The 24,838-nt window shown below is 65.2% G+C and carries 21 protein-coding genes; 10 read left to right on the forward strand and 11 right to left on the reverse strand.

What is annotated here, in order from left to right; all coding sequences use genetic code 11:
* Positions 1-12: 12 nt before the first annotated feature.
* A complete protein-coding gene (locus tag ACVI1L_RS01505; protein WP_057014965.1) occupies positions 13-318 on the reverse strand; it encodes a nickel-binding protein in 306 nt (101 codons plus the stop codon).
* A gap of 163 nt (positions 319-481) precedes the next feature.
* Between ACVI1L_RS01505 and ACVI1L_RS01510 the strand changes: the two genes are divergently transcribed.
* Positions 482-2,287, forward strand: a complete 1,806-nt coding sequence (locus ACVI1L_RS01510; RefSeq protein WP_456782104.1) for a winged helix-turn-helix domain-containing protein — start codon at positions 482-484, stop codon at positions 2,285-2,287.
* Here the strand turns inward: ACVI1L_RS01510 and ACVI1L_RS01515 are convergent, their stop codons facing one another.
* Both ACVI1L_RS01515 and asd read right to left on the reverse strand, forming a co-directional pair.
* Positions 2,288-3,088, reverse strand: coding sequence for an NUDIX hydrolase (locus tag ACVI1L_RS01515; protein WP_456782105.1), 801 nt, complete (start codon positions 3,086-3,088; stop codon positions 2,288-2,290).
* Positions 3,089-3,210: 122 nt separating this feature from the next.
* Entirely contained in the window at positions 3,211-4,077 is an 867-nt protein-coding gene (asd, locus tag ACVI1L_RS01520; RefSeq protein WP_456782106.1) for an archaetidylserine decarboxylase, read from the reverse strand.
* A 34-nt stretch (positions 4,078-4,111) separates the two neighbouring features.
* Here asd and ACVI1L_RS01525 point away from each other — a divergent pair, with 34 nt between their 5' ends.
* Positions 4,112-5,776: an aminotransferase class III-fold pyridoxal phosphate-dependent enzyme gene (locus ACVI1L_RS01525; protein WP_456782107.1), complete on the forward strand. Its 1,665-nt coding sequence runs from the start codon at positions 4,112-4,114 to the stop codon at positions 5,774-5,776.
* Between the two features lie 399 nt (positions 5,777-6,175).
* On the opposite strand, the gene ACVI1L_RS01530 is transcribed toward ACVI1L_RS01525, so the two are convergent.
* From ACVI1L_RS01530 to ACVI1L_RS01540, 3 genes are all read right to left on the reverse strand, one after another.
* Positions 6,176-6,793, reverse strand: coding sequence for a hypothetical protein (locus ACVI1L_RS01530; RefSeq protein ID WP_057014961.1), 618 nt, complete (start codon positions 6,791-6,793; stop codon positions 6,176-6,178).
* A gap of 229 nt (positions 6,794-7,022) precedes the next feature.
* Entirely contained in the window at positions 7,023-7,712 is a 690-nt protein-coding gene (locus ACVI1L_RS01535; RefSeq protein WP_316393684.1) for a class I SAM-dependent methyltransferase, read from the reverse strand.
* 33 nt (positions 7,713-7,745) lie between these two features.
* Positions 7,746-8,801 (reverse strand): glycosyltransferase family 4 protein, encoded by a 1,056-nt coding sequence (locus ACVI1L_RS01540; RefSeq protein WP_028332589.1) that lies wholly within the window; start codon positions 8,799-8,801, stop codon positions 7,746-7,748.
* Positions 8,802-8,939: 138 nt separating this feature from the next.
* Between ACVI1L_RS01540 and ACVI1L_RS01545 the strand changes: the two genes are divergently transcribed.
* Together ACVI1L_RS01545 and ACVI1L_RS01550 are read left to right on the forward strand one after the other, a co-directional pair.
* Positions 8,940-10,322, forward strand: coding sequence for a TAXI family TRAP transporter solute-binding subunit (locus tag ACVI1L_RS01545; protein ID WP_229191587.1), 1,383 nt, complete (start codon positions 8,940-8,942; stop codon positions 10,320-10,322).
* Positions 10,323-10,439: 117 nt separating this feature from the next.
* Entirely contained in the window at positions 10,440-11,222 is a 783-nt protein-coding gene (locus ACVI1L_RS01550; protein WP_456782108.1) for a sulfite exporter TauE/SafE family protein, read from the forward strand.
* Positions 11,223-11,245: 23 nt separating this feature from the next.
* Here the strand turns inward: ACVI1L_RS01550 and ACVI1L_RS01555 are convergent, their stop codons facing one another.
* Positions 11,246-12,466 (reverse strand): acyltransferase family protein, encoded by a 1,221-nt coding sequence (locus ACVI1L_RS01555; RefSeq protein WP_253589609.1) that lies wholly within the window; start codon positions 12,464-12,466, stop codon positions 11,246-11,248.
* A gap of 253 nt (positions 12,467-12,719) precedes the next feature.
* Here ACVI1L_RS01555 and ACVI1L_RS01560 point away from each other — a divergent pair, with 253 nt between their 5' ends.
* The 3 genes from ACVI1L_RS01560 to ACVI1L_RS01570 all read left to right on the forward strand — a co-directional run bounded on the left by ACVI1L_RS01560 (position 12,720) and on the right by ACVI1L_RS01570 (position 16,654).
* Positions 12,720-13,409: a L,D-transpeptidase gene (locus ACVI1L_RS01560; protein ID WP_076824069.1), complete on the forward strand. Its 690-nt coding sequence runs from the start codon at positions 12,720-12,722 to the stop codon at positions 13,407-13,409.
* A 190-nt stretch (positions 13,410-13,599) separates the two neighbouring features.
* A complete protein-coding gene (locus ACVI1L_RS01565) occupies positions 13,600-15,168 on the forward strand; it encodes a DUF4403 family protein (protein WP_456782109.1) in 1,569 nt (522 codons plus the stop codon).
* A gap of 271 nt (positions 15,169-15,439) precedes the next feature.
* Positions 15,440-16,654, forward strand: a complete 1,215-nt coding sequence (locus tag ACVI1L_RS01570) for an ABC transporter substrate-binding protein (RefSeq protein WP_456782110.1) — start codon at positions 15,440-15,442, stop codon at positions 16,652-16,654.
* A 119-nt stretch (positions 16,655-16,773) separates the two neighbouring features.
* On the opposite strand, the gene ACVI1L_RS01575 is transcribed toward ACVI1L_RS01570, so the two are convergent.
* The 3 genes from ACVI1L_RS01575 to ACVI1L_RS01585 form a co-directional block, all read right to left on the reverse strand.
* On the reverse strand, positions 16,774-19,842 hold the full coding sequence (locus ACVI1L_RS01575) for an alpha-mannosidase (RefSeq protein ID WP_456782111.1): 3,069 nt from the start codon (positions 19,840-19,842) through the stop codon (positions 16,774-16,776).
* 181 nt (positions 19,843-20,023) lie between these two features.
* Positions 20,024-20,551 carry a PRC-barrel domain-containing protein gene (locus ACVI1L_RS01580; RefSeq protein ID WP_456782112.1) on the reverse strand — a complete coding sequence of 176 codons (528 nt, stop codon included), beginning with the start codon at positions 20,549-20,551 and terminating at the stop codon, positions 20,024-20,026.
* Positions 20,552-20,888: 337 nt separating this feature from the next.
* Positions 20,889-21,266 carry a PRC-barrel domain-containing protein gene (locus tag ACVI1L_RS01585; protein WP_028344225.1) on the reverse strand — a complete coding sequence of 126 codons (378 nt, stop codon included), beginning with the start codon at positions 21,264-21,266 and terminating at the stop codon, positions 20,889-20,891.
* Positions 21,267-21,554: 288 nt separating this feature from the next.
* Between ACVI1L_RS01585 and ACVI1L_RS01590 the strand changes: the two genes are divergently transcribed.
* Complete coding sequence (locus ACVI1L_RS01590) at positions 21,555-22,292, forward strand: response regulator (protein ID WP_018273044.1); 738 nt, start codon at positions 21,555-21,557, stop codon at positions 22,290-22,292.
* Between the two features lie 2 nt (positions 22,293-22,294).
* Entirely contained in the window at positions 22,295-23,650 is a 1,356-nt protein-coding gene (locus ACVI1L_RS01595; protein WP_456782113.1) for an ATP-binding protein, read from the forward strand.
* A gap of 29 nt (positions 23,651-23,679) precedes the next feature.
* Here the strand turns inward: ACVI1L_RS01595 and ACVI1L_RS01600 are convergent, their stop codons facing one another.
* Positions 23,680-23,877, reverse strand: a complete 198-nt coding sequence (locus tag ACVI1L_RS01600) for a hypothetical protein (RefSeq protein ID WP_028332600.1) — start codon at positions 23,875-23,877, stop codon at positions 23,680-23,682.
* A 372-nt stretch (positions 23,878-24,249) separates the two neighbouring features.
* On the opposite strand from ACVI1L_RS01600, the gene ACVI1L_RS01605 reads away from it, so the two are divergent.
* The gene (locus ACVI1L_RS01605; protein WP_057014952.1) at positions 24,250-24,774 is read left to right on the forward strand and encodes a lytic transglycosylase domain-containing protein; all 525 of its coding nucleotides are present in this window, start codon (positions 24,250-24,252) and stop codon (positions 24,772-24,774) included.
* Positions 24,775-24,838: the final 64 nt, after the last annotated feature.

The raw sequence follows: 24,838 nt of genomic DNA on the forward strand, positions 1-24,838 counted from the left end.
GCCGCGCAGGCGTCATTCGGCTGCAATGGGTGGTTGGACCGGATCACCACGCACCACCACGGTTGCCGCGACCTTGTAGAATTCCTCGCCCGGCATGCCGACGCAGCGCGCATGCTCCCGGATCGAGTCACCGTCACGCGCCTCGTATATGCAGAATGTGCCGATGCGACCATCCGCCTCGTGCACCACATAGCTGCGGATCCAGCGGACACGGTCCGGCATCTGCTCGTCGCCGACCCTTGCGGATGTTGCGCCGGCGAGTTCCAGCTCGCTCATGTTCGCCCAGGCGCTCGGACGGCGAATGACATAGAGTTCCATCGAAATCTCCTCGGTTGCAATTATTGAACGGCCGGCGCTCATGGCGAGCCATGATCAGCTATAGGCGCTGTCGATGCCGACTGTCCTTACCGCGGACTGATCATTGCCTGATCTTTGTCTGATCCTTGCCTGAACCTTTTCCGCCGAGCCCGCACTCATACACATGGCATTCTCATTTGGACTGTTCGAGCTTGATGAAGCTGGACGCGTGTTGCTGTGCGCGCGCCAAGAGGTCCCATTGCAGCCGCGTGTGTTCGATCTGCTGATTTATCTGGTTCGACACCGCGACCGGGTCATCCCCAAGGAAGAACTCCTCGAAGCCGTCTGGCCGGATGTGACGGTCACAGACAACTCGCTGCAGCGGGCGGTGAGTGCGTTGCGCGCCGCGCTGCGCAACGGCGGCATGGACGGCGCGATCCGAAATCTGCCGGGCAAAGGCTATCGCTTCTTCCTCGAGTCCGGGATCCGGCAGCCGGAACGCATCGACCCCAAGCAAGTCGATGGCACCGTCGGTGCAATCGGTCTCGCCCGACGCGCAGCGGCCGGACAATTGTGGTTGCAGGCAGCGACCCTGTTCGCGAGCGCGGATGAAAGCGGCCAGCTCAACGCTGAAGATCTGCACGATTGGGCGCTTGCCCTGCAGTGCCTCGGCAGGGCCACGGCAGCGATTCCGATTCTGGTTCGCGCGGTCGCCGCACGCAGCCAGGCCGGTGACGCTGCTGGCGCCACGGTCGACGCAATAGCGCTCTCGGCCTTGCATTTCGAAAGCGGCCAGGCCGCGATCGGAAAGGGCTGGCTCGCGCGGGCGGAAGATTGGGCTTCAACGCTCGACGATCCTCCGACGACGGCCCTGGTGTTATGGATGAAGTCGAAACTGGCTGCTTTCGATGGCGAGCCGGAACAGGCACTCGCGTTGGCCGACGCTGCCTACACCGCCGTCAGATACAAGGATGCGATCAATATCGAAGCGCTGAGCCTGGCCTATCGCGGCTTCTATCGGCTGTGCCTCGGCGACACACACGGAGGACTGTCCGATCAGGACCATGCCGCCGCGGTTGCCCTGTCCAGCAACAATCTGGACCCGATCATGGGCGGCAACCTCTATTGCAACATCCTCTGGGCGGCCCGGATGTTCGGAGATTGGGCACGCGCCGACCAGTGGACGCGGAGCTACCAGAACTTTTGCTCGGGCAGCGGCATGGAATTGACGGGCTCGTGCCAGCTGCACCGCTCCGAGGTGCTCGGCATCCGAGGCTCGCTCGACGAAGCGCTGTCGCGCATTCAGGACGCGCTCGGACGCCTGACCAGCGATGCGCCCTGGTCTCTTGGCGATGCCAACCGGGTGCTGGGCGATATTCAGGCGGCGATCGGCAATGACGACGCAGCGCTCGAAGCCTATGACAGGGCTTACACGCTGGGCTGGTGTCCGGAGCCGGGCCGCGCCATGCTGCTGCTCGCAAGAGGGGAAGCGGAGGCCGCCTATGCAAGCCTCGAGCGGAGCCTGATCGGCAAGACCTGGTGGACGCTGCAGCGACGCGGAATCCTGCTCGCGCATCTGGCGCTGGTTGCCGCGCACACGCATCGGACCGTTCGAGCGAAGGCATTGATCTGCGAACTGTCGGGAAGTCCGGATCGCTGGCCGATGCCCTCGATCCGCGCACTCACTAACGAAGCACAGGCGATCCTCGCGCTTTCCCGGCAGGACCATGAAACAGCCATGCGGCATCTCCATCTCGCCCGCCAGCTGTGGTCCAGCATCGAGGGGCGGGTCCAGATCGTGCGGCTGCGGCTTCAGATCTCCAGCCTCCAGCTGGAGCATGGAGATGTTCGCGGCGCCATGGCCGAAGTTCATGCGGCACAGCTTCTGGCCCGTGACCTGGGCTCGCCCAAGCGTCTTGCCGAGTGTCTTGCCTTGCAGCGTGACATTGAGGCCTGGCAGCCAACGGCGCGACGTCAGATGTGCGGGTGATCACGCCGCGCGGCGCAGCCAGTCGCGCACGCGTTCGATCAGATTCTTGCGCGGCGTGGCCTGAGGTGCCGCGCCGGCCGGCACGACCTCGTGCACGAATTGCGGCGCTTGGTCAGGGACGACCGTCTCGGCGCCCCGCTCGGTCTCGGCAGTTGCATCGGGTGCGGCCACCGGAACGTCTTGCGGCGCCATGGCCGGCGGATCGGGCTCGCTTTGCGCGAGTGGCGGCTGATCGATGGCCGGCGTCTCCGCCGGCGCAGCCGCATCGGCAACATCAGGCGCGTCGGTGACCTCCTGCTCGTCGATGACCTGTGGCACTGCGGCTTCGCGAATCCGCCGGCGCTCTGCGGCCACGGCTCTCGCCCGCGCGCGCCGCTCGCGCTCGGTGAGCGCCGCGGCCTGCAACGCGATCGGTCCGACATTTTCCAGGAACGCGCGCTCGTAGCCGCGCGACAGACGCTCGAGTGCCGCATCGAGCGGCAGCCAGTCCACCTCGCGGATGTCGCTCATCAGCGCCCGCACCGGCTTGCCGCCGGCATCCATGCGCCAGTAATGCACCACCTTGGATCGGCCGCCTGAATCATAGACCAGCGTGCCGAGGAATTCGTGCACGTCGACGTCATGGCCGGTTTCCTCGAGCACCTCGCGCTCGGCAGCGGCGCGCGGCGTCTCGCCGTCGTCGAGCTTGCCTTTCGGCAACACCCATTCATTGCGCTTGCGCAGCCGCACCACGGCGAAGCGCTGCGGTGCGTCCCGCCGCAGCACAATGCCTCCCGCCGCCAGAACAGGCGTCCGCGCCATCTCGTGTCCATCAGGTTTGCGATTTAGGATCGTCGCACGACGATCCCGGCTACTCTAAAGCATGATCGGAAAAAGTGGAAACCGGTTTTCATGCTCAAACGATGAGCGCTATGGAAACAAGGCTATAAAGGCTTCCGCAGCAGCGGCTCGCCGCATTTGATCCGCGTTCCCTCCGCGACGTTGTCAGGTAATTCGAAATTGCCGGGCGCCAGCACGATGATCGTCGAGCCGTGTTCGAACCAGCCGAGTTCATCGCCCTTCTTCACATGCGCGTTACAGGAAAAATCCACTAGGCCCCGCGACTGCGCGTTCAGCGTGATATCGAGGAAATGCAGGCGGAGGCTGGCGACAAGGATCGCCGCGACCGGAACCAGCGTCAGTGCCTCGCCGGTTGGCAGCTTGGCGCGCAGCACCGCGCGCTCGTTCTTGCAGAACAGCCGCTCGATCCGCTTCAGCGCGATCGGATTGACGTTCCAGACGTCGCCATGAATGAACGTCACCTTGTCGATGGCAAGATCATAGGGCGCGTGGAAACGGTGGTACATGCTCGAGGTCAGCCGCAGCGTGACGAAGCGGCCGTTCCGGTGCTGCTCCACGAGCGCCGGATCGCCGACCAGATCGAGCAGCGAATAGGGCGCGCCCTTGACCTGGAACAATTGCCCGTCCTCGATCCGCCCATGCGCGCCGATGATCGCATCCGACGGGCTCGCGATGATGGCAGGATCGGCAGCGGCCGGACGCAGGCCGGGCTTGAGCTCGCGGGTGAAGCAATCGTGCAGGCTCCTGAACTCGGTCTTCTTGGCCTCCGACAGATCGAGGTCGGAGAACAGCTTCCAGCAGGCGATCGAGGCGTCGCGCACCAGGGGGTTCTCGACCTTGGAGAACCAGCCCATGAAGCGGGTCAGCGCGGCCCGCGGAATCCGGTTGGTGAGCAGGAAATTGAGGTCTTCCTGCTGGGTGAATGCCGAGATCAGGCCCTTGACTGTCATGAATCTGTTAGGTGCTGAGGCTAGCGCTTCTGTCATGGAAACATCCCTTCCGATTCTCTCGCTGTCCGCCGCCGCGCTTGCCGGCGCCGCCGCAGCTTTCCCCAAAATTCAGGCCCGCATCGCGCTGTCGCGCGCCAAACACCGCTCGCTGACCGGACATTCCAAGATGTCCAAGATGGTCGCGCGCATGGTCCCGCACTACGAATTCGACATCGACGACTTCTTCCGCTCCGACGGCGCGCCGAAGGACGTCGCGATGCAGCGCCAGGACGGCTTCTTCCGCCTCGCCGGCCTCTACGGGGATCGCTACCCCAAGGGCCGCGCGCTGACCGCCGAGGTCACGGAGCGCATCTCCGACCTGCAGTTCACCGAAACCTACCGCGTGCCGTTCCAGTACAGCCGCCTGGTGCGCGAGCATCTCGGCACCTCGGCCTTCGTCGAGGCCTCCAGCGGCGTCACCGTCACCGACGTCGACGGCAATGTCTTCTACGACCTGACCGGCTCCTACGGCGTCAACATCTTCGGCAACGACTTCTACAAGGAGTGCATCGCCGAGGGTGAGAAGCGCGCCCACGCGCTCGGCCCCGTGCTGGGCCCCTATCACCCGGTCATTGCCGACAACGTCAAGCGGCTCTGCGAGCTGTCCGGCCTCGACGAGGTCTCGTTCCATATGTCCGGCACCGAGGCCGTGATGCAGGCGGTGCGGCTCGCGCGCTACCACACCAAGCGGAAGCGCCTCGTGCGCTTCGCCGGCGCCTATCACGGCTGGTGGGGCGACGTGCAGCCCGGCGTCGGCAACCCGGTGTCGCCGCACGAGACCTTCACGCTCGCCGACATGTCGGAGAAGACACTGCACGTGCTGCGGACGCGCAGCGACATCGCCTGTGTGCTGGTCAACCCGCTGCAGGCGCTGCATCCCAATTCCAACGCGCCCGGCGATTCCGCGCTGGTCGACTCCTCGCGTTCCTCCAAATACGACCGCGCCGCCTACACCGAATGGCTGAAGAAGCTGCGCGAGGTGTGCACCGAACGCGGCATCGTCCTGATCTTCGACGAGGTGTTCGTCGGCTTCCGCCTCGCCGCCGGCGGCGCCCAGGAATATTTCGGCGTCAAGGCCGACATGGCGACCTACGGCAAGAGCCTGGCCGGCGGGCTTCCGGTCGGCGTGGTGTGCGGCCGCAAGGATTTGATGCGGCGCTTCCGCGACGACCGCCCGGCCGACATCTGCTTCGCCCGCGGTACCTTCAACTCGCATCCCTATGTGATGACGGCGATGGACGAGTTCCTGAGCCGGCTCGCCAGCCCGAACTTCCGCTCGATCTACAACGGGCTGGACGAGACCTGGAACGGCCGTGCCAAGGCGCTCAACGACCGCCTCGCCGCGCAAGGCTTGCCGGTTCGCGTCGGCAACATCTCGTCGATCTGGACCGTCTATTACACCGAGCCGTCCCGCTACAACTGGATGCTGCAATACTATCTGCGGGCCGAGGGCCTGGCGCTGAGCTGGGTCGGCACCGGCCGCCTGATCTTCACCCTGAACTACACCGACGCCGACTTCGCCGAGGTCAGCGACCGCTTCGTCGCCGCAGCCGAGAAGATGAAGCGCGACGGCTGGTGGTGGCACAAGGCCGGCCTCACCAACAAGAACATCAAGCGGCAGATCCTGAAGGAGATGGTCGCCGTGAGGTTCGGCCGCTGAGCACACCGTCATTCCGGGGCGATGCACAGCATCGAACCCGGAATCTCGAGATTCCGGGTTCGCTCGCTGGCGCGATCGCCCCGGAATGACGGCGTTTAGGTCGTCACCGTGAAGTTCAGGCGCTGAGGCAACGCGCGGCCCCCCTGCTCCCTCGCCCCGCCCTTGCGCGGAGAGGGTTGGGGTGAGGGGCTGCATCCATAAAATCGGAAATGGACGGACTCGTGGTGAGCCCCCCTCACCCGGATCGCTGGCGCGATCCGACCTCTCCCCGCAAGCGGGGCGAGGTGACGTGTACGCGCGGTCGAAGGCGCTCAAGTGATGATCCGCCGTAATCCTAAGACGTAGATGCCCGGGACAAGCCCGGGCATGACGCAGCTTGAAGACTCTGAGGGCAACCGATCAGGCGTGCTTGACGTGCTTCTCGAGACCCGGATCGATCAGTTCGCCCTTCATCAGGAACAGCGGCGCCTTGTGATAGAGCTTCAGGTCGTTGAACGGGTCGGTGACGATCTTGGTCATCCAGACGAGGCCGGTCTCGACGTCGCGGATGAAGAACAAATGGATGGTGCGGAACAAGAGGCCGCCGATGCCGACCACGAGCCAGATCTTGGCCACCTGGCGGGTGAAGTCGCCCATCGTGACCCAGGGCTTGAACAGGCCGAACAGCGTCGGATCGAAGTACAGCACCATCGGCGACAGCGCCCAGATCGCCATCAGCACGACCTTGCGCTGCAGATTGTAGCCGACCTTGATGTCTTCCTTGTGCTCATGGGTCGCCTGGTTGACGTGGTCGTAGCCCTTCGGCTCGAAGAAGAAGTGACCGGCCTGGCGCGAGGTCATCGAGACCAGCCAGCCGACCAGCGCCGACACGACCGGATCGAAGAACAGCATCACATAGGCGAACAGGAAGCTCAGCGCGCTGACGAAGTGCAGGCTCTGGTTGATCCGGCTGTGATGGTAGAAGCGATGGTCATCCCAACGCTGGGTACGCAGCTCTTGCAGGAAATTCTTGATCATTGGTTCCCCCAACATCTTTCGAAACAGGATTTACAGGGATTCGATGTATCGCGTGTGACATCATCATAATGACATATGACAATGCGGAGCGACGCCTTGACGCAACCGGAGCAGGGTCTCGCCTCATCCCGACGAAATCTGCGGAGATCAGGCGAAGGAGATCGTAGCCTCCCGGCTTCGGGCGCGCTGTGCGCTACCTCACCCGGGAGGAGCGGCGGGCTGGGCCGCCTCAGGCGGCTTTGGCGACATCCGCCTTGCGGAAGCGGACCAGCGAGAAGTGGCCGAGCGGCGGAATCAGGCGGCGCTCCGCGAGCTCCATGCCGCGCGCGCCGGCGAGCCATTTGGTGTAGCGCGACCAGGCGAATTCGGCGGTCCGGAACCCGAGCGGGCGCACCACCGGCTGCAGCTTCTGCTCGATGAAGCGGCGCACGCCGGCATCGGCGCTGACGCGGGTCAGGATGATCAGTTCGCCGCCCGGACGCACCACGCGGGCGAACTCGTCGAGCGCGGCTTCCGGGTTCGGCACCGCCGACAGCACGTACTGCGCCATCACCACGTCGAACGAATTGTCGGGGAATTCGAGCTTCTCGGCGTCCATCACCGCGAGGCCCTCGACATTCTTCAGGCCCCGCTCCGCGACCCGCTTCTTGGCCTTCTCCAGCATCGCTTCCGAGATGTCGGTGCCGAAGATGCGGACGTTCGGGCTATAGAGCGGCAGCGAGATGCCGGTGCCGACGCCGACCTCGAGCACCCGGCCGCCGATCTTGTTGGTGGCCTGGATCGCGGCCTGCCGGCCCTTGCTGAACACACCGCCAAACACGAGGTCGTAGATCGGCGCCCAGCGGTCATAGGCCTGCTCGACCGTGTCGCGGTCGAAGTCCATGGAACGGTCGGCACCCAGCTTGATGATTTCAGCCATAGATCGTCTCTCGTCTCTCGTTCGATTGAGCTGTTAATTCGGAACCGCGCTGCGGCCGGCAACGCGGCGGGCGGGCCGCGGCGCGCGGCTCGGCTGCAGCGTGGCCAGATTGCCGATGAACTGACGCGCACTGTTTTCCCAGGAACGCTCCAGCGCAAAATTGCGGCAGTCGGCGCGCGACATCGTCAGCGCGCGCAGGCAGGCGCTGCGCAGGTCGTTGTCGATCGCGCCGATCGGATGGTTGGCGATGACATCCTTCGGGCCGGTGACCGGGAATGCCGCGACCGGCGTGCCGCAGGCCAGCGCTTCGAGCTGCACGACGCCGAAGGTGTCGGTCAGGCTCGGGAACACGAAGACGTCGGCGGCGGCGAGGTGCGAGGTCAAATCCTGCCCCTTCTTCTCGCCGAGGAAAATCGCGTCGGGATATTTCTGTTCCAATGCCGCCCTTTGCGGGCCGTCGCCGACCACGACCTTGGAGCCCGGCAGGTCCAGCGACAGGAAGGCGTCGAGATTCTTCTCGACCGCGACGCGGCCCATGGTCATGAAGATCGGCCGCGGCAGATCGAGCACCGCCGGCTGGTCCGGATTGAAGATCCTGGTGTCGACGCCGCGGGTCCAGAAGCCGAGCCTGCGGAAGCCGCGCTCGGCGAGCTCGCTGCGCAGCGAGTCGGTCGCGACCATCGTCATCGACCCGGCGGCGTGGAAGTGGCGCAGCACCGCATAGCCGACGCTGTCGGGAATTCCGGTGCGAACCGAAACATATTCCGGGAAGCGCGTTGTATAGGATGTGGTGAAGGCGAGCTTGTTGCGCTGGCAATAGCCGCGCACCGCCCAGCCGATCGGCCCTTCGGTCGCGATGTGGATCGCCTCGGGCGCGGCCTCCTCGATCCGGCGCGCGATCTCGCGGCGGTTCGGCAGCGCCACGCGCAGGCCAGGATAGGTCGGCACGCCGACCGAGCGGAAACCGTCGGGAGTGAGGAATTCGATCTCGGCGCCGAGCCCGGCTGCGCTGCGCGCAAGCGACGTCAGCGTCCGGACCACGCCGTTGACTTGCGGATGCCAGGCATCGGTCGCAACGAGTATGCGCATTGCAGGAGATCCAAATCGTTAATCTTGATTCTGCTCGCACGACGTTCTGACATGGATGTTTCAAACGTATGACGTCATCGAAATGTTAGGTTGTTTTTCACGGCAAACGGCCGGTTTTTCGTGTAACGTGACAGCCAGATGTCAGAGCAGAGTGAAAATCCCGGCGCCAAGCGCCGCAGGCTCAGGCGGCGAAACTCGTCGCTGCTGATCCTTGCGGCCGGCATGCTTGTGTTCGGCCTCGCCGCCGGCGCGCTGTATTACGCGCTGCGTCCGGTGACGCTCGCGATCGCGGTCGGCCCGACCGGCAGCGAGGACGTCAAGCTGATCCAGGGCTTCGCCCAGGTCTTTACGCACGACGGCAGCTCGGTGCGGCTGAAGCCGGTCACGACGCAGGGCTCCGCCGAGAGCATCGCACTGTTCACGGCGAACAAGGTCGACCTCGCGGTGGTGCGCGGCGACCTCGATCTGCCCGCGAGCGCCGAGTCGGTTGCGATCCTGCGCAAGAATGTCGTCGTGCTGTGGGCGCCCTCGGGCGCCAAAGGCAAGCGGCGGTCCGCGAAGATCAAGAGCATCGACGATCTCGCCGGCCACAAGGTCGGTGTGATCGGCAGCACCCAGGCCAACGTCACGCTGCTGCGGGTGATCCTGACCGAGTCCGGCGTCAACCCCGACAAGGTCGCGGTCAGCCAGTTCGCCGTCAACAAGATCGCCGACCTCGCGCGCGACCCCTCGCTCGATGCCTACATGACCGTCGGCCCGCTCGACAGCAAGATAACGGCGGAAGCGATTACGGCGACGGCGGCGGCGCGCGGCGAGCCGGTCTTCCTCCCGGTCGATGTCTCGGAGGCAATCGCGCAGAAGCATCCGCGCTATGAGTCCGAGGAGATCGCCGGCAGCATCTTCTCCTCGTCGCCGGCGCGGCCCGAGGACAAGGTCGAGACCGTCAGCGTCAATCACCTCATCATCGCGCAGCATGCGCTGAGCGAGGCGACCGTCGGCGCGCTCGACCGGCAGCTGTTCACGCTGCGCCTCCAGGTCGCGCGCGATCTGCCGGCGGCGGCAAAGATCGAGAAGCCCGACACCGACAAGGACGCCGCGCTGCCGGCGCATCAGGGCGCGGCCGCCTATATCGACGGCACCGAGCGCACCTTCCTCGAAAAATACTCCGACTACATCTGGGGCGGCATCCTGCTGCTCTCCGGCCTCGGCTCGGCCGGCGCCTGGCTGCGCCACTACGTGAAGCGCGACGAGCGCGAGCACTACATCACCCATCGCGACAATCTGCTGACCCTGATCTCGCAGGTGCGCGGCGCCGAGACGCCGGAACAGCTCGCCGCCATGCAGGGCGACGCGGATGCCCTGTTGCGCGAGGCGCTCGACTGCTACGACGACGGCGCGATCGAGGAAGGCGATCTCTCGGTGATCGGGCTGACGCTCGAGCAATTCCATCACGCCGTCTCCGACCGCCGCGCCGTGATCAACGGCGACAAGCCGGGCCTGCCGCGGATGCGCGCCGGCTAGGCCGCGTGCACGCCGAATTGCACCGAGAGCAATGTGCACCGAGAGCAATGTTTGGATTGCGCATGCAGGCGCGCGTGGCCATGTTGAGTACATGACCACAACGCTTCGCACGACACCATGATCACGTCCATCGTCGCTGACCTGCCCGGACCTTTCGTGCTCGCGGTTGCCTTCGCCGGCGTCTTCCTGATCGCCTTCATGAAGGGCGCGTTCGGCGGCGGTTTTGCCATCGTCGGCATCCCGCTGCTGTCGCTGGCGATGGACCCGATCGCGGCGGGCGCGCTGCTGGCACCATTGTTCGTCGTCATGGACGTCACCGCGCTGCGGTTCTGGCGCCCGAGCACGTGGTCGCGCATCGACCTCGCGATGCTGCTGCCGGCGCTCGTCGTCGGCATCGGCCTCGGCTATTTCGTGCTGCGCGATCTCGACCGGCATGCCGTCGAGATCGTGATGGGCGTGGTGACGCTGGTGTTCGCCGCGCTGTGGCTTCTCGGCGGCGGCGAGATCAAGCCGCGTCCGCGCTCGACGTTCAAGGCGACGTTCGCCGGCCTGTCCTCCGGCGTCACCACGATGGTGGCCCATTCGGGCGGGCCGCCGCTTGCGATCTATCTGCTGCCGCTCGGCATGCGGAAGGCGCTCTACGCCGGCACCACCAGCCTGTTCTTCACGGTCGGCAACCTCTTGAAGGCCGGCCCGTGGCTCGTGCTCGCCACGCCGTCGCGCAGCCTGTGGATGCTGATGGCGCTTTGCGTGCCGGCGGTGCCGGTCGGCGTCTGGGCCGGATGGCGGCTGCACGAACGTCTCGACCAGCGCGCGCTGTACCGCGCCTGCTACGCCATTCTGGTCATCACCGCGGCCAAGCTGCTGTGGGACGGATCGGCCGGATATCTCAGCTCCTGAACGGCGAAGGTGCTGGCTCCTCGTCAGGAGGAGTGCCTGCTGCGGACGGCGCTCGCGGCAACGGCAAGAGGCGCAATGTCCTGGCGCGGCGCGGCCGCGTCGTCCGGTGCAAGGCGCTCGCGCGCCACGAAGGAGAAGCGGCTGCGCAGCTTCAGGATCGGCTTCTCGATCCAGTGCCAGGAGAACGCGGCGAACAGCGTGATCAGCAGCAGCGCAATCGCGAACTGAACGATCACGGGCGCGTGCGGCAGCCATACCCGCACCACCTGCTGCACCGGAAAGCCGTAGAGATAGATGCCGTAGGAATAGTCGCCGCGCGAAATCAGCGGCAGCCGCGGCAGCTTCGAAACGCCGAGATAGGCGGTGATATAGACCAGCGCCGGGGCGATCAGCAGATTGAGCACCGGCTGGCTCATCCAGTCCGCCGGACCGAGCAGCGCGGCGCCCGCGCAGAGCGCGCAGCACGCGGCGAGAAGCCATCCGTTGTAGGGAATGCGGTCACGATAGAGATAGATCGCGATGCCGAGCATGAACGCGACCGGCAGCTTCGCGCCGCGTCCGAGGAACGGCGCCGTGCTGAAGATCCTGTCATGCAGCGTGCCGGCGACCCCGGCGGGCAGTTGCGAGGGTTGCGCGCCATGCCCGGCGAGTACGAGCGCAAGGCCGATGCCGACCAGCACGAGCGCACCGAGCACGATGAGCGGCGGCTTGCGCAACAGGCCGAACAGGATGAACACCGTCATCAGCGCGTAGCAGCCATATTCGAACGGCACCGTCCACAGCGAGCTGTTGACCTCCGGCGCGGGATTTCCGCTGAACACGCCGGGCAGGACGTAGTTCACGAGGCCGATGATGTTGGTGAAGTATTTGTAGGTGCCGAAATTGGCGAAATAGTCCGACAGCGGCAGCGCGGTGAAGATCGGCCCGAGGATCAGTGCCGACAGCACGATCTCGACCGCAAGCGCCGGAATGATCCGCATGCCGCGATTGGTGAGAAATTCCTTTAGGGAGAGCCGCAGGCCGCTCGCCGCGATCAGAAAGCCGCTCAGCGCGAAAAACATCACGAGAATGGCGTAGTGCGGAAACCAGGCGATCCACGCCTGCTCGCCGTCGCCACTGCCGCTCGCGACATAGGGCGCGTGGGCGGCGACGACGGAAATCGCCAGTGCGATACGGAGAAAATCGAACCCGGGGCCGAAGCCCTTCTGCCGATCCAGCATGCTGCCGATCGTGTGCCCCAGCATCATTTCCACTCCATTCCGAAACAATGCGCTGGGACAGCAAGCACCGTGCCAGGAAGACTGTCTTGCGGCGGGACACCCCCTTCCCGGCAACCCGGCCTTAACCGTGCGACGAAACACGCACGAAACAATTCCCTAACGGCACGAAACCATTTTCGCGATTTCGTGCAAACGTCCTGAAACGCCTCACCTGTACTGCTTTGACCCAACGACGCGCCGGAACTGGCGCGCAGGGCGCAAACAACAGGGGTCGACAATGTTCAATTCCATCAAGCTGAACTCACGTCTCGCTGCCGCCGCCTTCGGTGCGCTGGCGATTGGCACCGTCGCTTTTTCGAATTCCGCCGCGGCCGCTCCGCTGCCGATGTTCCCCTTCATCCTGACGCCGCCGACCGAGGCCGTGCAGCCGCCGGTGCAGTCGATGCCGCAGACGCAGGAGGAAGACCGTTCGGTTGAGTTGCCCGCCCGCCTGCGCCGCCAGGTCGTCGCCTATCCGACGCGCGAGGCGCCCGGCACCATCATCATCGACACCCCGCACACCTATCTCTATCTCGTGCTCGGCAACGGCCAGGCCATGCGCTACGGCATCGGTATCGGCCGCGACGGCTTCACCTGGTCGGGCACCCAGACCATCACCAAGAAGGCGGAGTGGCCGGATTGGACGCCCCCGCCGGAAATGATCGCCCGCCAACCCTATCTGCCGCGCCACATGGCCGGCGGCCCCGGCAACCCGCTCGGCGCCCGCGCCATGTATCTCGGCGGCACCATCTACCGCATCCACGGCACCAACGCGCCGGAGACGATCGGCACCCGCGTGTCCTCCGGTTGCCTGCGCCTGACCAATGCAGATGTCTCCGACCTCTATTCGCGGGTCAGCGTCGGCACCAAGGTGATCGTGCTGCCGATGACCGACCGCCGCGCCGATCTCGGCTCGGCCGTCCGCTAAGCCCCTCCCCTCCAAGGCGTCCTTAACAAAGGCGTCCTCGACCACGGCTCCGGCATTCTCATGCCGGGGCCGTTGTCGCGTTCATCAACCTTAACGCCTTCCGCCCCTGAAGCAGCTTGATCCCGCCACACTGGCGCCCTCGTCGGGGGGCCTGTACAAGCCGTCAAGTTGATTTTCATCCGGGGGAATGATGCGTCTACCGATGCATCCAAGGACGATAGCGCTCGGGACCGCGGTAGTGCTGGTCTCGTTCGTGATCAGCCTCAAGGCAATGGACTGGCTCGCGCCGAGCGTCACCGTGCAGAAGCCGAAGCTCGCAGAGCTGTCGCCGCTGCCGCAGGCGCCGCGTTCCTCGACGATCGTGGCGCAGGTCTCGGTCGCGCTGTCGGCGATCCGCGACGCCGCCGAACGCGGCGCGCCGAAGACGTTCGGCGGCAAGGCCGACAACCCGGTCCAGCAAATCCTGCAAAATGCCGACATCGGCTGGACCGCATCGCGCGGGCCGATCGCCGCCACCGGCGCGCAGGACGTGCTGACGCTGACCACCCCGATCAACGGCACGCTCAAGGTCACCGGCGCGTTGTCCGCCAAGGCAACCGGCGCGGTCAACGACGCGCTCGGCAGCCTGCTCGGCGGCAATGTCGCCAAGCAGATCGGCGCCGTGAACATCAAGAACATCAACGCCAACGCCGAGATCAGGGGCAACGTCACCCTCACCGCGCGGCCGAAGCTCGGCGCGTCCTGGCGGATCGAGCCGAACCTGCAGGCACAGGTCAATCTCGGCGACACCAGCCTGTCGACGGCCGGCGTCCGCATCAGCGTGCCGGCCCAGGTCAAGCCTGTCATCGACAAGGCGGTCGCCGACCAGATTTCTGTGGTCGAGGCCCGATTGCACAACGACCCGGGGTTCCAGAACAACGCCCGCACGCAATGGGCCAAGGCCTGCCGCTCGATCCCGCTGCAAGGCACCGGCGGCACCACCTCGATGCCGCCGATGTGGCTCGAGCTGCGACCGACCCGCGCGATCGCCGCGCAGCCGAAAGTCGATGCGTCCTCGCTGATCCTGACGATGGGGATCGAGGCCGAGACGCGGATCACGGAGGCGCAGACCACCCCGAACTGCCCGTTCCCCGAAAAACTCTCGATCGTGCCGCCGATGCCGAGCCAGGTCGCGATCGGCCTGCCTGTCGACCTGTCCTTCACCACGCTGAGCCAGCTGGTCGAGGCGCAGCTCAAGGGCAAGACCTTCCCCGAGGACGGCTCCGGTCCGGTCGACGTGACGGTCAAGAGCGCGAGCATCGCCGCCTCCGGCGACCGGCTTCTTATCTCGCTCCTGGTGCACGCCAAGGAGAAGGCCAGCTGGTTCGGGCTGGGCGCCGAGGCGACCGTGCACATCTGGGGCCGGCCGCGGCTCGACCAGCCGTCGCAGACGCTGCGGCTGACCGACGTCGAGCTGGCGGTGGAATCCGAGGCCGCGTTCGGCCTGCTCGGCGCCGCCGCACGCGCGGCGATCCCGCACATGCAGCAGACCCTCAACGACCGGCTGGTGGTCGACCTGAAGCCATTCGCGACCAACGCGCAGCGCAAGGTCGCCGCCGCCATCGCCGACCTGCAGAAGAACGAGGAGGGCATCCGCGTCGACGCCGAGGTCAACAGCATCCGGCTGGCCGGGATCGACTTCGATTCCAAGACGTTGCGGGTGATCGTGGAAACCGACGGTAGCATCAAGGCCGCCGTCACCACGTTACCGGCGCTGTAGGACACTGCCCGAGCGGATTGCTCTTACCTCGCCCCGCTTGCGGGGAGAGGTCGGATTGCGAAGCAATCCGGGTGAGGGGGTACAGGTCTCACGACAATCGCCACCCGTGGATAAGGCCCCTCACCCCAACCCTCTCCCCGCGAAGAGCGGGGAGAGGGGGAACACTTGCCGCGCGCATGCTCAAAAAGTCGTCTTTGCGACAGCTTGTCGCAGCGGCTAGAACGCCCCGGTGGAAGCAACCCTCAACGAAAAAGTCAGGGAGAAAAACACGATGAAAACACTCTTGGCCGCAGCGGCGGCCGGCCTCGCGCTCGCGGTCTCAGCGACCGCGGCGAACGCCCAGATCTCCGACGATGTCGTCAAGATCGGCGTGCTCACCGACATGTCGAGCCTCTATGCGGACGCCACCGGCAAGGGCTCGGTCGCCGCCGTCGAGATGGCGGTCGCCGATTACGGCAGCAAGGTGAAAGGCAAGCCGGTGCAGGTGATCGCAGCCGACCACCAGAACAAGCCCGACGTCGGCGTCAACATCGCACGCAACTGGTACGACAACGACAAGGTCGACGCGATCCTCGACGTGCCGACCTCGTCGGTCGCATTGCCGATCTCGGCGCTGACGCGCGAAAAGAACAGAATCCACATCAATTCCGGCGGCGGCTCCTCCGATATCACCGGCACCGCCTGCTCGCCCAACACGGTGCACTGGACCTACGACACCTATGCGCTATCGAACGTCGCCGGCAAGGCGATGGTCAAGCGCGGCGAGGACACCTGGTTCTTCGTCACCGCCGACTACGCCTTCGGCATGGCGCTGGAGCGCGATGCCGCCAATGTCGTCAAGGAGAGCGGCGGCAAGGTGCTGGGCGACGTGCGTCATCCGCTCAACTCGTCGGACTTCTCGTCCTTCCTGCTGCAGGCGCAGGCCTCCAAGGCCAAGGTCGTGGCGCTGGCGAATGCCGGCGGCGACACCACCAACGCGCTGAAGCAGGCTTCCGAGTTCGGCCTGACCCAGGGCGGCCAGAAGATGATCGCGCTGCTGCAGGAGATCACCGACACGCATTCGCTCGGCATCAAGGCGACCCAGGGCCTGATCGTCACCGACGCCTTCTACTGGGACATGAACGACGAGACGCGCGCCTTCTCGAAGCGCTTCAACGAGAAGGTCGGCCACATGCCGACCATGATCCAGGCCGGCCTCTACTCGGCGACCATGCATTACCTGAAGGCGATCGAGGCCATCGGCACCGACGAGGCGCCGAAGGTGATGGCCCAGATGCGCGCCACGCCGGTCAACGACTTCTTCGCCAAGAACGGCCACATCCGGATCGACGGCCGCATGGTGCACGACATGTATCTGTTCGAGGTCAAGAAGCCCGAGGAATCCAAGGGCGAGTGGGACCTCTACAAGCTGATCGCCACCGTGCCCGGCGACGAGGCGTTCCGCCCGCTCGACAAGGGCGGCTGTCCGCTGGTGAAGTCGAACTGACGGCTACTCCACACCGGATCGCATCTGGCGATGCGATCCGGTCTCTCCGCGCATCGCAGACGGAATTCCGCGGCTGCCATGCCGTACCCCGCAAGCCGGAGCGAAAGTCACTGCAGGCATTACGCCTGGAAGACCCGCAGCGTTGCGATCTGGAATGGACGCAGCGCCAGGCGGCATCCCCGATCCTCGGTCGGCAAGGCCTCGATGCGGTCTTCCAGGGTGTTGCTGATCCACACCGACGCGATGTCGACGCCGAAATCGAGCGTCGCGGCGGTGCGAATGCCTGCGCTCTCGTAGAGCCGCACCACCCAGCCCCTGCCATCCTCGGCGGGCTTGATCGTATCGACGATCACATTGGCCGGGGACGCAGTCAGGAGCGAGTGTCGCAACAGCGCGCCAGCGCGCCCTTTGGTCCACAGCACTGGACGCTCGAACCGCAAGGCGCGCCCGACCGTGTCCGCACTGCGCCAGTCGCCGTGGTGGGGATAGATCGCATAGCGCATCCGGTGCCGCCCGATATCGGCCTGGGGATCAGGCAATTCGGAGCCGCGCAGCAGCGTCAGCGCGAGCTGGTTGCCGAACGCCGAATAGCCGTGACGGCAGTCGCTGAACAGCGACACGCCGAAATCCGGCTCGGCGATATCGGCCCAGCGATGCCCGGGCACCTCGTACTTGGCCGCATCGGCATCCGTGTTGGCATGGGTCGGCCGCTCGGTTGCGCCGAACATGGTTTCATAGGTTGCCCTCGATGCACGGCAGGCGATGGGGAACATGACCTTCAGCGCCGTCTTGCGCTCCTGCCAATCGACCGTGGTTTCGAATTCGAGATGATCGGCGCCGGCATCGAGGCGGATCACCTGCGCGAGCCGGCTCGCGCGTCCGAGCCCGCGCTCGAAACGGACTTCGCCGCGCAGTCCGCCATCCGACAGCACGGCGCAGCTCACATCTCCTGTCACCTCGCGCGCGGTCTCCAGCGCGAACGGATCGATATCCCATGCCTCGAAATCGAGCGGCCGGTCATCGAGCAGCAGCAGCCGGGCTGCCGGCGATGCGAAGGTCTCGCGGCCGGTCGCAACATGCAGCAGCGACCGAACGAGCCCGCTGCGATCAATGCGCGCTTCGAGCCGCGCGTTCGACAGCACGAAGCCGTCCAGATCGGCGGCGACCACAACGCGATCGTCGGTCGTCGTCGTTTCACCCGCCGCAAACGGCGCGGCGGCGACGTGACGAAGCTCGCCGTCGGGGTCGGACGCGACCTCGGCGCGCGCGCAGCCCAGCGTGTTGACGGGTGTCCAATTGCCGTCTTCGGGATCGCACAGTGTCGCCAGCACGGCTTGCGTGCGACGCCCGGCCTCCTCCGCCACGCCAGCGAGTTCGACCTCCGCACGTTCATAGACCTCGCGGATGCTGCTGCCGGGAATGATGTCGTGGAACTGGTTGACCAGCAACGTGCGCCATAGCGCTTCGATCTCCTGTGCGGATGGTGCCGGTTGCCGGCAGGCAGCCGCGACAGTGGTCACGAATTCGAGTGCCTGAAGGGCGGCCTCGCAAGCGCGGTTGAGGCGCTTGGTCTCGGTCTGCGTGGTGTAGGTGCCACGATGATATTCGAGATAGAGCTCGCCTTCGATCGTCGCCAGATCCGGCGCCGATACCGCCAGGCGGTCGAAGAACTCGTCGACGGAGCGAATCTGGATCCGCGGCAGCCCCTGCAAGTCCCTTGCGCGCTGCAACGTCTCGAGCATCGTCTCGTCGGCACCGCCGCCGCCGTCGCCATAGCCGAACAGATAGAGTGCGTCGGACGAACGGTCGGCGTCCTTGTAATTGGCGGCGTGATAGCGGAGCTCCGCGACCTGCGCCGATCCATTGTAGGTGTCCGCCGGGGGGAAATGCGCCAGCACTGTGCTGCCGTCCAGTCCGCGCCAATGGAAGCTGTGATGCGGCGGTGAGGTGAACTTGTTCCACGACAGCTTCTGGGTCAGGAAGCGCGACATCCCCGCGGACTGCATCAGCTGCGGCAGCTGGGCGTCGTAGCCGAACACGTCGGGATTCCAGAACACGCTGGAGCGCGCGCCGAACGTTTGCTCGAAATAGCGCTGACCATAGAGGAACTGACGGCAGATCGACTCGCCCCACGGCAGATTGCAGTCCGGCTCGATCCAGCTGCCGCCGACCGGAATCCATTGGCCGGCGGCGGCCTTGGCGCGAATTCGGGCGAACAGGTCAGGGTCATTCTGCTCGATGACGGCATACTGATAGGCCTGCGAGCAGGCGAACTTGAAATCGGGATAGCGCTCCATCAGCGCCACCGCCGTGGAGAAGCTGCGTTGCGCCTTGCGCCGGGTTTCCGCCAGCGGCCACAGCCATGCCGTGTCGAGATGGGCGTGGCCGATCGCCGACACCTCGTGGGCGATGCTGCCATTTCGTGCCGCGAGCAGGCCATCGAGGATCGCCCGCGCCGCCGGCCAGGTCGCGCGATCGTCGGGATCGGTGATGTTGCAGATGCGGTTGAGATCGTGCAGCAGGCGCCCCGCCCAGGTCCGATCCAGCGCCGGCTGCGCCGTCTCGCCGACAGCGCCGTATGACCTCGACTTTGTCGTGGGATCGCGGTCAGCCTCGAGCTGGCGCAGCACCTCGTAGTCGAAATAGAATGCCGTGGCCTCGGAATCGAAGCAGCGCAGCTCGCAGGCGACCAGCGCGTAGGCCTGCGGATCGCTCCAGAACGCACCGAACAGGCCGTTGCAGGCCACCTCCACATGGAAGCTGATCGTCTCCCCGCCGCTCGCCGACTGAACGAGCGGCGCGGTGTGGCGGCCGGGATTGAGACCCTGCGAGGAACGTCCGTTGAGCCAAAGCAGCGCTTCCGAGCGGCTGTCCCAATACAGATCCACGCGCGTGCCGGCCCAGGCCCGCGGCACCTCGGCCACGACCTGCACCCAATAAGTCGCCCATAGCGGTGCCAGCGTCTCGCCCAACGGGACCGGCCGATAATCGAGCTTGAGCGCGTCCTCGAGGCTGATCCGCTCGGTGGGACCGGCAAGCGCGAGCGAAGTGACCGGCACGCGGCCGGCATGAACCTTCTGTTGCAGCCGCTCCGCAAAGCCTGCCAACCGGCGCCGCGTGTATTGCGGGTAACGGCCGCGAATCCGGGCTACCGCGGGATCGCCGCCATCGCGGTCCGTGTCATTCATCGGATTGTTCAGCCATTTGACGAATGATCACGTAAGGGTTGATGATGATTGCAACGCGCTGTCCGAATTGGATCGCCTGACCTACTCCCTACACTCTTCCCAAATTTTATTCATCCGGCCAGCAAAAAAGCGCGCCCGGCAGCAACCGGACGCGCTCTTCTCTTGCAGGTGACGCGATGCGTTAGTCGGTCGAATACTTGAATTCCGGCATCGCCTTCAGCTCATCCTTGCTCGCATTGAACACGGCGTGATCCGGATACCAGGGATTCGGCTTCGACGTCGCCGCCGCAGGGGCCGCGCCCGTGGTGGTCGTCTTGCTGGTGCTGCCGGCGCCGGTGTTCGAGGCGCCGGTATAGGCGATCGGCTCGTTCACGAACTTCACCTTGTCGATCGGGACCGCGACCAAGTGCTCGCCGACGCCAAGGAAGCCGCCGACGCCGATCACGACCGCCTTGATTGTACCGCCCTTCTCCATCAGCAGATCATTGATCGAGCCGACGCTTTCATTGGCATCGTTGTACACGCTGAGGCCGACGACCTTCGACGCGCGCCAGTTGCCCTTGAACGAATCCGGCGACGTGGCTGACGTGGATGACGTCGACGCCGCAGGAGACATCTTGTCGCCCTTATCGGTTGGCGTCTGCGCAACGGCGACGGTTGCAAGCAGCGCGGTGCCGGCGAGGCCGGCGATGATGGATTTGACCAACATTGATGGCTCTCCTCTCGCAAAATCGATGCTGGGAAAACCCGTCATCTTCGCAACCGTTCCTAACGGACCTGCGCTCAAAAGCCGCTTAAATGCCGAGGAACGGGGGTGAGGACCTTTCAGCGCACGGAAACGCTGCGCCGCTTGACGAAAGGTATCGTGATCTCTCAACCAAGCTTGCGGTTGAGCCTCACGACTGCGCCGGACGCGCAGTCCATGATGTGACGATGTTTGGCTCACTAAGTCGTCCCGGCGAACCGCGCTGCACAAGCCGCGCGCTCGCCCCGGCGACCGCATCATCGATCGGCGAGCGTCGTCATGCGCGCATGTTGCCGCGCGATCAGAAGCCGCCCCAATAGGGCGGCACGCCGTAGAAGCGATGCAGCTCGACTTCCTGCGAGCGATCGCCCCAATCGAAATCCTTGTCGGCACGGAACGACGGCGCGCGCTTCAGCTCCTCGTCCTCGATGTCGAGCTCATAGGCCTCGAACTTCGGGTTGTAGTGCAGCCGGCCCCAGGGCAGCGGGATCAAATTGGTTCCAATGCCCAGGAAGCCGCCGAAGCTCAACACCGCGTACGATACCTTGCCCGAGATCTTGTCGATCATCAGCCGCTCGATATGGCCGATCATATCGCCATTGGCCCGGCGCACCGCCGTCCCCTCGACCCGGTCGCTTGCAATGAGCTGATGCGGCCTGGTCTCGACCTCGACAGCCATCTCACCCTCCTTGACCCGAAAGAGAAATAACGCGTCGCCGGGGTAACGGGTTCCGCCCCCGGATATGACAGCCGCCCTTCCCCTTCTCCGGCCGCCATAACGACCAGGGGCCGATTCGTTATCCCGAGAGGGTTCTGCCCGCATTTCAGGGCATCAGGATTGATGACAGAACGATAACTTTTCTGCCTGCGGCCGACCTGTTAACCCGAATAGCCGGGCAAGATTTCAGACACATACTGAAACAAAATTCCTGAGCCGCTTTCCCCGAATCACGGACAAAAGATCGGTATGACCCAGGCTGCGCCCAATATCCTTGTCGTCGAGGACGACCGCGAGACGCGGTCGCTTATCGCAAAATATCTCCGTACCAATTCTTGTCATGTCACGACCGCCTCCGACGGCCGCGAGATGGCCAAGGCGATGACCGATCATCGGGTGGATCTCCTGGTGCTCGACGTCATGCTGCCCGGCGAGGACGGCCTCAGCCTGTGCCGCAAGGTGCGGGCGGAATCGCAGACGCCGATCATCATGCTGACCGCGCGCGGCGAGGACGTCGACCGCATCCTCGGCCTCGAGATGGGCGCCGACGATTACCTGGCAAAGCCGTTCAACCCGCGCGAGCTGCTGGCGCGGATCAACGCGGTGCTGCGCCGGCAGGCCGCCGCGCGCAACGCCAGCGCGATCGAGGGCGCGACCACGCTGACCTTCCTCGGCTGGCGTATCGACATCCGCCTGCGCGAGCTGCGCAACCCCGAAGGCGCGCGCGTCGCCATGACCAGCGCCGAGTTCGACCTGCTGCGCACCTTCTGCGAGCGGCCCGGCCGCGTGCTGTCGCGCGACAGCCTGCTCGACCTGACCCAGGGCCGCAGCGCCGGCTCGTTCGAACGTTCGATCGACGTGCTGGTCAGCCGCATCCGCCGCAAGATCGAGCCCGATCCGCAGGAAGCCACCATGATCAAGACGGTGCGTTCCGGCGGCTATGTGTTCACGCCGAGGGTGGAGGCGGTTGCCGCCACGAACAATTGACCATGAAGCTGCTGCGCGTGCTGAGTCTGCGGGGGATCGGCGCCCAGATGGCGGCGCTGGTCGTCGTTTCGATCGTCGCGCTGCACTTGATCATCACCGCCACCTTCCTGATCCATCGCCCTGATCGGGTGGAGCCGTCGGACCGCTGGCACACCCAGCTCGCCGCCGCCGCGCAACTGCTCGGGCATGCCCCGGCGTCGGAGCGGCCGCGGCTCGTGGCCGACGTCGCCCGTGCCTTCCCGCAACTTGCGATCGGCGACCTGCCGGCCGATGCCGGCGCGCTTACCGAAACCGACACGCCGAGCCTGCACGCGTTGCGCCGGCTCGGCGCCGGCTATCGCATCTTCCTGCTCCCGCGCGAGGCTGGCGGCACGCCGCATGACGGCGAAATTCGCCGCGTCGCGATCCGCCTGCCCGACGGCGCCATGTTCGCCGCCAACCTGACGCCGGATCAGCACATGCGGCCGTTCTGGGGTGGGCCGTGGTTGATGACGGTGCTGTTCGCCGTCATCAGCGTCACCTTGCTCGGCCTGTGGGCGGCATGGGCGCTGACCGCGCCGCTGTCGTCCTTCGTCAAGGCCGCCGAGACCTTCAGCCTGAACGGCGCCGCCGCGCCGCTGCCCGAGCGCGGTCCGGAGGAGATTCGTTCGCTGGCCCGGGCGCTGAACCGGATGCGCGAGCGCATCACCGCATTGATCGACGATCGCACCAAGATGCTGGCCGCGATCAGCCATGACCTGCGCACGCCGATCACGCGGATGCGGCTGCGCGCCGAATTCATCGAGGACGAGACCCACCGCCACCGCATGCTGCGCGACCTCGACCAGATGCGCTCGATGCTGGAATCGGTGCTGTCGTTCCTGCGCAACGACCGCAAGCTCGAGGAGATGACGCTGGTCGACATCGCGAGCACGCTGCACCTCGTCACCGATCAGTTCGCCGACATGGGACACAAGGTCAGTTACACGGGCCCGCAGCACGCGATGGCGACCGCGCGGCCGGCCGACCTGCATCGCTGCATCACCAATCTGGTGGAGAATGCCGTGCGGTTCGGCGGCGAAGTTGCCGTCCGCCTCGACGTCAAGCCCGACCGCCTCGTCGTCGACATCGAGGATGACGGGCCCGGCATCTCGGATGCGCACAAGGCGAGCGTGCTGGAGCCGTTCGTGCGCGGCGACCAGGCACGCAACATGGATGAGGCCGAAGGCTTCGGCCTTGGACTGTCGATCGCCAACGCCATCGTGCTCGCGCATGCCGGCACGCTGTCGCTGCACGATCGCAAGCCGCACGGGCTCGTGGTCCGGATCGAATTGCCGGCGCGGCAACAGCAATTGCAGCGGCAGAAATCCGCGGCCTGATCAGGCGAAGCTGATGCGATGAGGAGACGTCAGGCGGCGAGCGGCGTAATGAGCTCCGCTTCCTCGTAGATCGCGATGGCCTCGAAGCGGTAATTGCAGGCGCGGCAATTCCACAAGAACGACGAGCGGCCTTCGCTGTGCTCCACCCAATCAGGGCGGGCGATCGGCTTACCGCATTGCGCGCAGGGATTTTCGCGAGGCATATAGCCGGTGTCCTGACGGACCATGGCGCATCTCCCGAATGTTGTTTCTTGCGTGCTTGGACAGAGCTGCTGACTGAACGATCGCGCACTCTGCCGTGGACGAAGTCTAGACCTTCATTGATTCGTTTGCACGACAAACTGCTGTGGATAGCGTGCGGCAAAATTAGTCAGAAAAATTAGAAGGAAATTGCAGGCCAAGACAATTTTTGGCTGAGACGATTGAAGCAAACAATTTGAAGCATCCGTCTTGCAATCGCGTCGTCCCTTCACCCCATGACCGGACAATCACGGATGCATTAACGTTCGCTGATGCGAAGGTTTTGCCACATTCCTGCCCGCTAGCCGTACCAATGAGACCGCAGAACCGACGCGCATCTGAAAGCCCGAGCGATTGAGATGAAGACCGTACAAGCCCTTGGCTGCCTTGCCGCAATCGCGGTGCTGGCGTCCTGCGCGAGCGCGCAGGCGCAATCGCGCGCGCAATATGAGGCGATGGTGGCGGCCGAGGCCCAGGCCAACCTCGTACCGGAAGAGCTGGTGCATCGCGTCATCGTGCGCGAGAGCAAGTACCATCCGCAGCTGATCGGACGCGGCGGCACGATCGGGCTGATGCAAATCAAGCTCGGCACTGCACGCGGCCTCGGCTACACCGGTACCGCCGAGGGTCTGCGCGATCCCCAGACCAACCTCAAATACGGCATCAAGTACCTCGCCGGCGCCTATCGCGCCGCCGATGGCAATCACGATCGAGCCGTGCGTTATTTCGCGGGCGGGTATTACTACGTCGCAAAGCGCCAGCGCGGGGATCACCTGAAGGAAGCGAAGCATGGCGGCGCGGGTGCACCGCCGAAGGAATTCGCCAAGTCGGAGCAAATGACGGCCGATACCGCCGAGCCGAAGCCGGAACAGGCCGAAAAATAGCACCGATCGTGTCCGCGCAGCCCCACGGCGCGTGCCGGCCATCCTCGACACCGCCTGTCAAACG

It is taken from the genome of Bradyrhizobium sp. USDA 4516, from assembly GCF_054055915.1.

Coding starts and splice junctions, on each gene's coding strand:
- ACVI1L_RS01595 (WP_456782113.1), top strand. CDS start 22,295: ATGAAGCTGCTGCGCGTGCTGAGTCTGCGGGGGATCGGCGCCCAGATG.
- ACVI1L_RS01540 (WP_028332589.1), bottom strand. CDS start 8,801: ATGCGCATACTCGTTGCGACCGATGCCTGGCATCCGCAAGTCAACGGC.
- asd (WP_456782106.1), bottom strand. CDS start 4,077: ATGACAGTCAAGGGCCTGATCTCGGCATTCACCCAGCAGGAAGACCTC.
- ACVI1L_RS01605 (WP_057014952.1), top strand. CDS start 24,250: ATGAAGACCGTACAAGCCCTTGGCTGCCTTGCCGCAATCGCGGTGCTG.
- ACVI1L_RS01525 (WP_456782107.1), top strand. CDS start 4,112: ATGGAAACATCCCTTCCGATTCTCTCGCTGTCCGCCGCCGCGCTTGCC.
- ACVI1L_RS01515 (WP_456782105.1), bottom strand. CDS start 3,088: ATGGCGCGGACGCCTGTTCTGGCGGCGGGAGGCATTGTGCTGCGGCGG.
- ACVI1L_RS01575 (WP_456782111.1), bottom strand. CDS start 19,842: ATGAATGACACGGACCGCGATGGCGGCGATCCCGCGGTAGCCCGGATT.
- ACVI1L_RS01505 (WP_057014965.1), bottom strand. CDS start 318: ATGGAACTCTATGTCATTCGCCGTCCGAGCGCCTGGGCGAACATGAGC.
- ACVI1L_RS01560 (WP_076824069.1), top strand. CDS start 12,720: ATGTTCAATTCCATCAAGCTGAACTCACGTCTCGCTGCCGCCGCCTTC.
- ACVI1L_RS01535 (WP_316393684.1), bottom strand. CDS start 7,712: ATGGCTGAAATCATCAAGCTGGGTGCCGACCGTTCCATGGACTTCGAC.
- ACVI1L_RS01600 (WP_028332600.1), bottom strand. CDS start 23,877: ATGGTCCGTCAGGACACCGGCTATATGCCTCGCGAAAATCCCTGCGCG.
- ACVI1L_RS01585 (WP_028344225.1), bottom strand. CDS start 21,266: ATGGCTGTCGAGGTCGAGACCAGGCCGCATCAGCTCATTGCAAGCGAC.
- ACVI1L_RS01565 (WP_456782109.1), top strand. CDS start 13,600: ATGCGTCTACCGATGCATCCAAGGACGATAGCGCTCGGGACCGCGGTA.
- ACVI1L_RS01545 (WP_229191587.1), top strand. CDS start 8,940: ATGTCAGAGCAGAGTGAAAATCCCGGCGCCAAGCGCCGCAGGCTCAGG.
- ACVI1L_RS01555 (WP_253589609.1), bottom strand. CDS start 12,466: ATGCTGGGGCACACGATCGGCAGCATGCTGGATCGGCAGAAGGGCTTC.
- ACVI1L_RS01510 (WP_456782104.1), top strand. CDS start 482: ATGGCATTCTCATTTGGACTGTTCGAGCTTGATGAAGCTGGACGCGTG.
- ACVI1L_RS01570 (WP_456782110.1), top strand. CDS start 15,440: ATGAAAACACTCTTGGCCGCAGCGGCGGCCGGCCTCGCGCTCGCGGTC.
- ACVI1L_RS01580 (WP_456782112.1), bottom strand. CDS start 20,551: ATGTTGGTCAAATCCATCATCGCCGGCCTCGCCGGCACCGCGCTGCTT.
- ACVI1L_RS01590 (WP_018273044.1), top strand. CDS start 21,555: ATGACCCAGGCTGCGCCCAATATCCTTGTCGTCGAGGACGACCGCGAG.
- ACVI1L_RS01550 (WP_456782108.1), top strand. CDS start 10,440: ATGATCACGTCCATCGTCGCTGACCTGCCCGGACCTTTCGTGCTCGCG.
- ACVI1L_RS01530 (WP_057014961.1), bottom strand. CDS start 6,793: ATGATCAAGAATTTCCTGCAAGAGCTGCGTACCCAGCGTTGGGATGAC.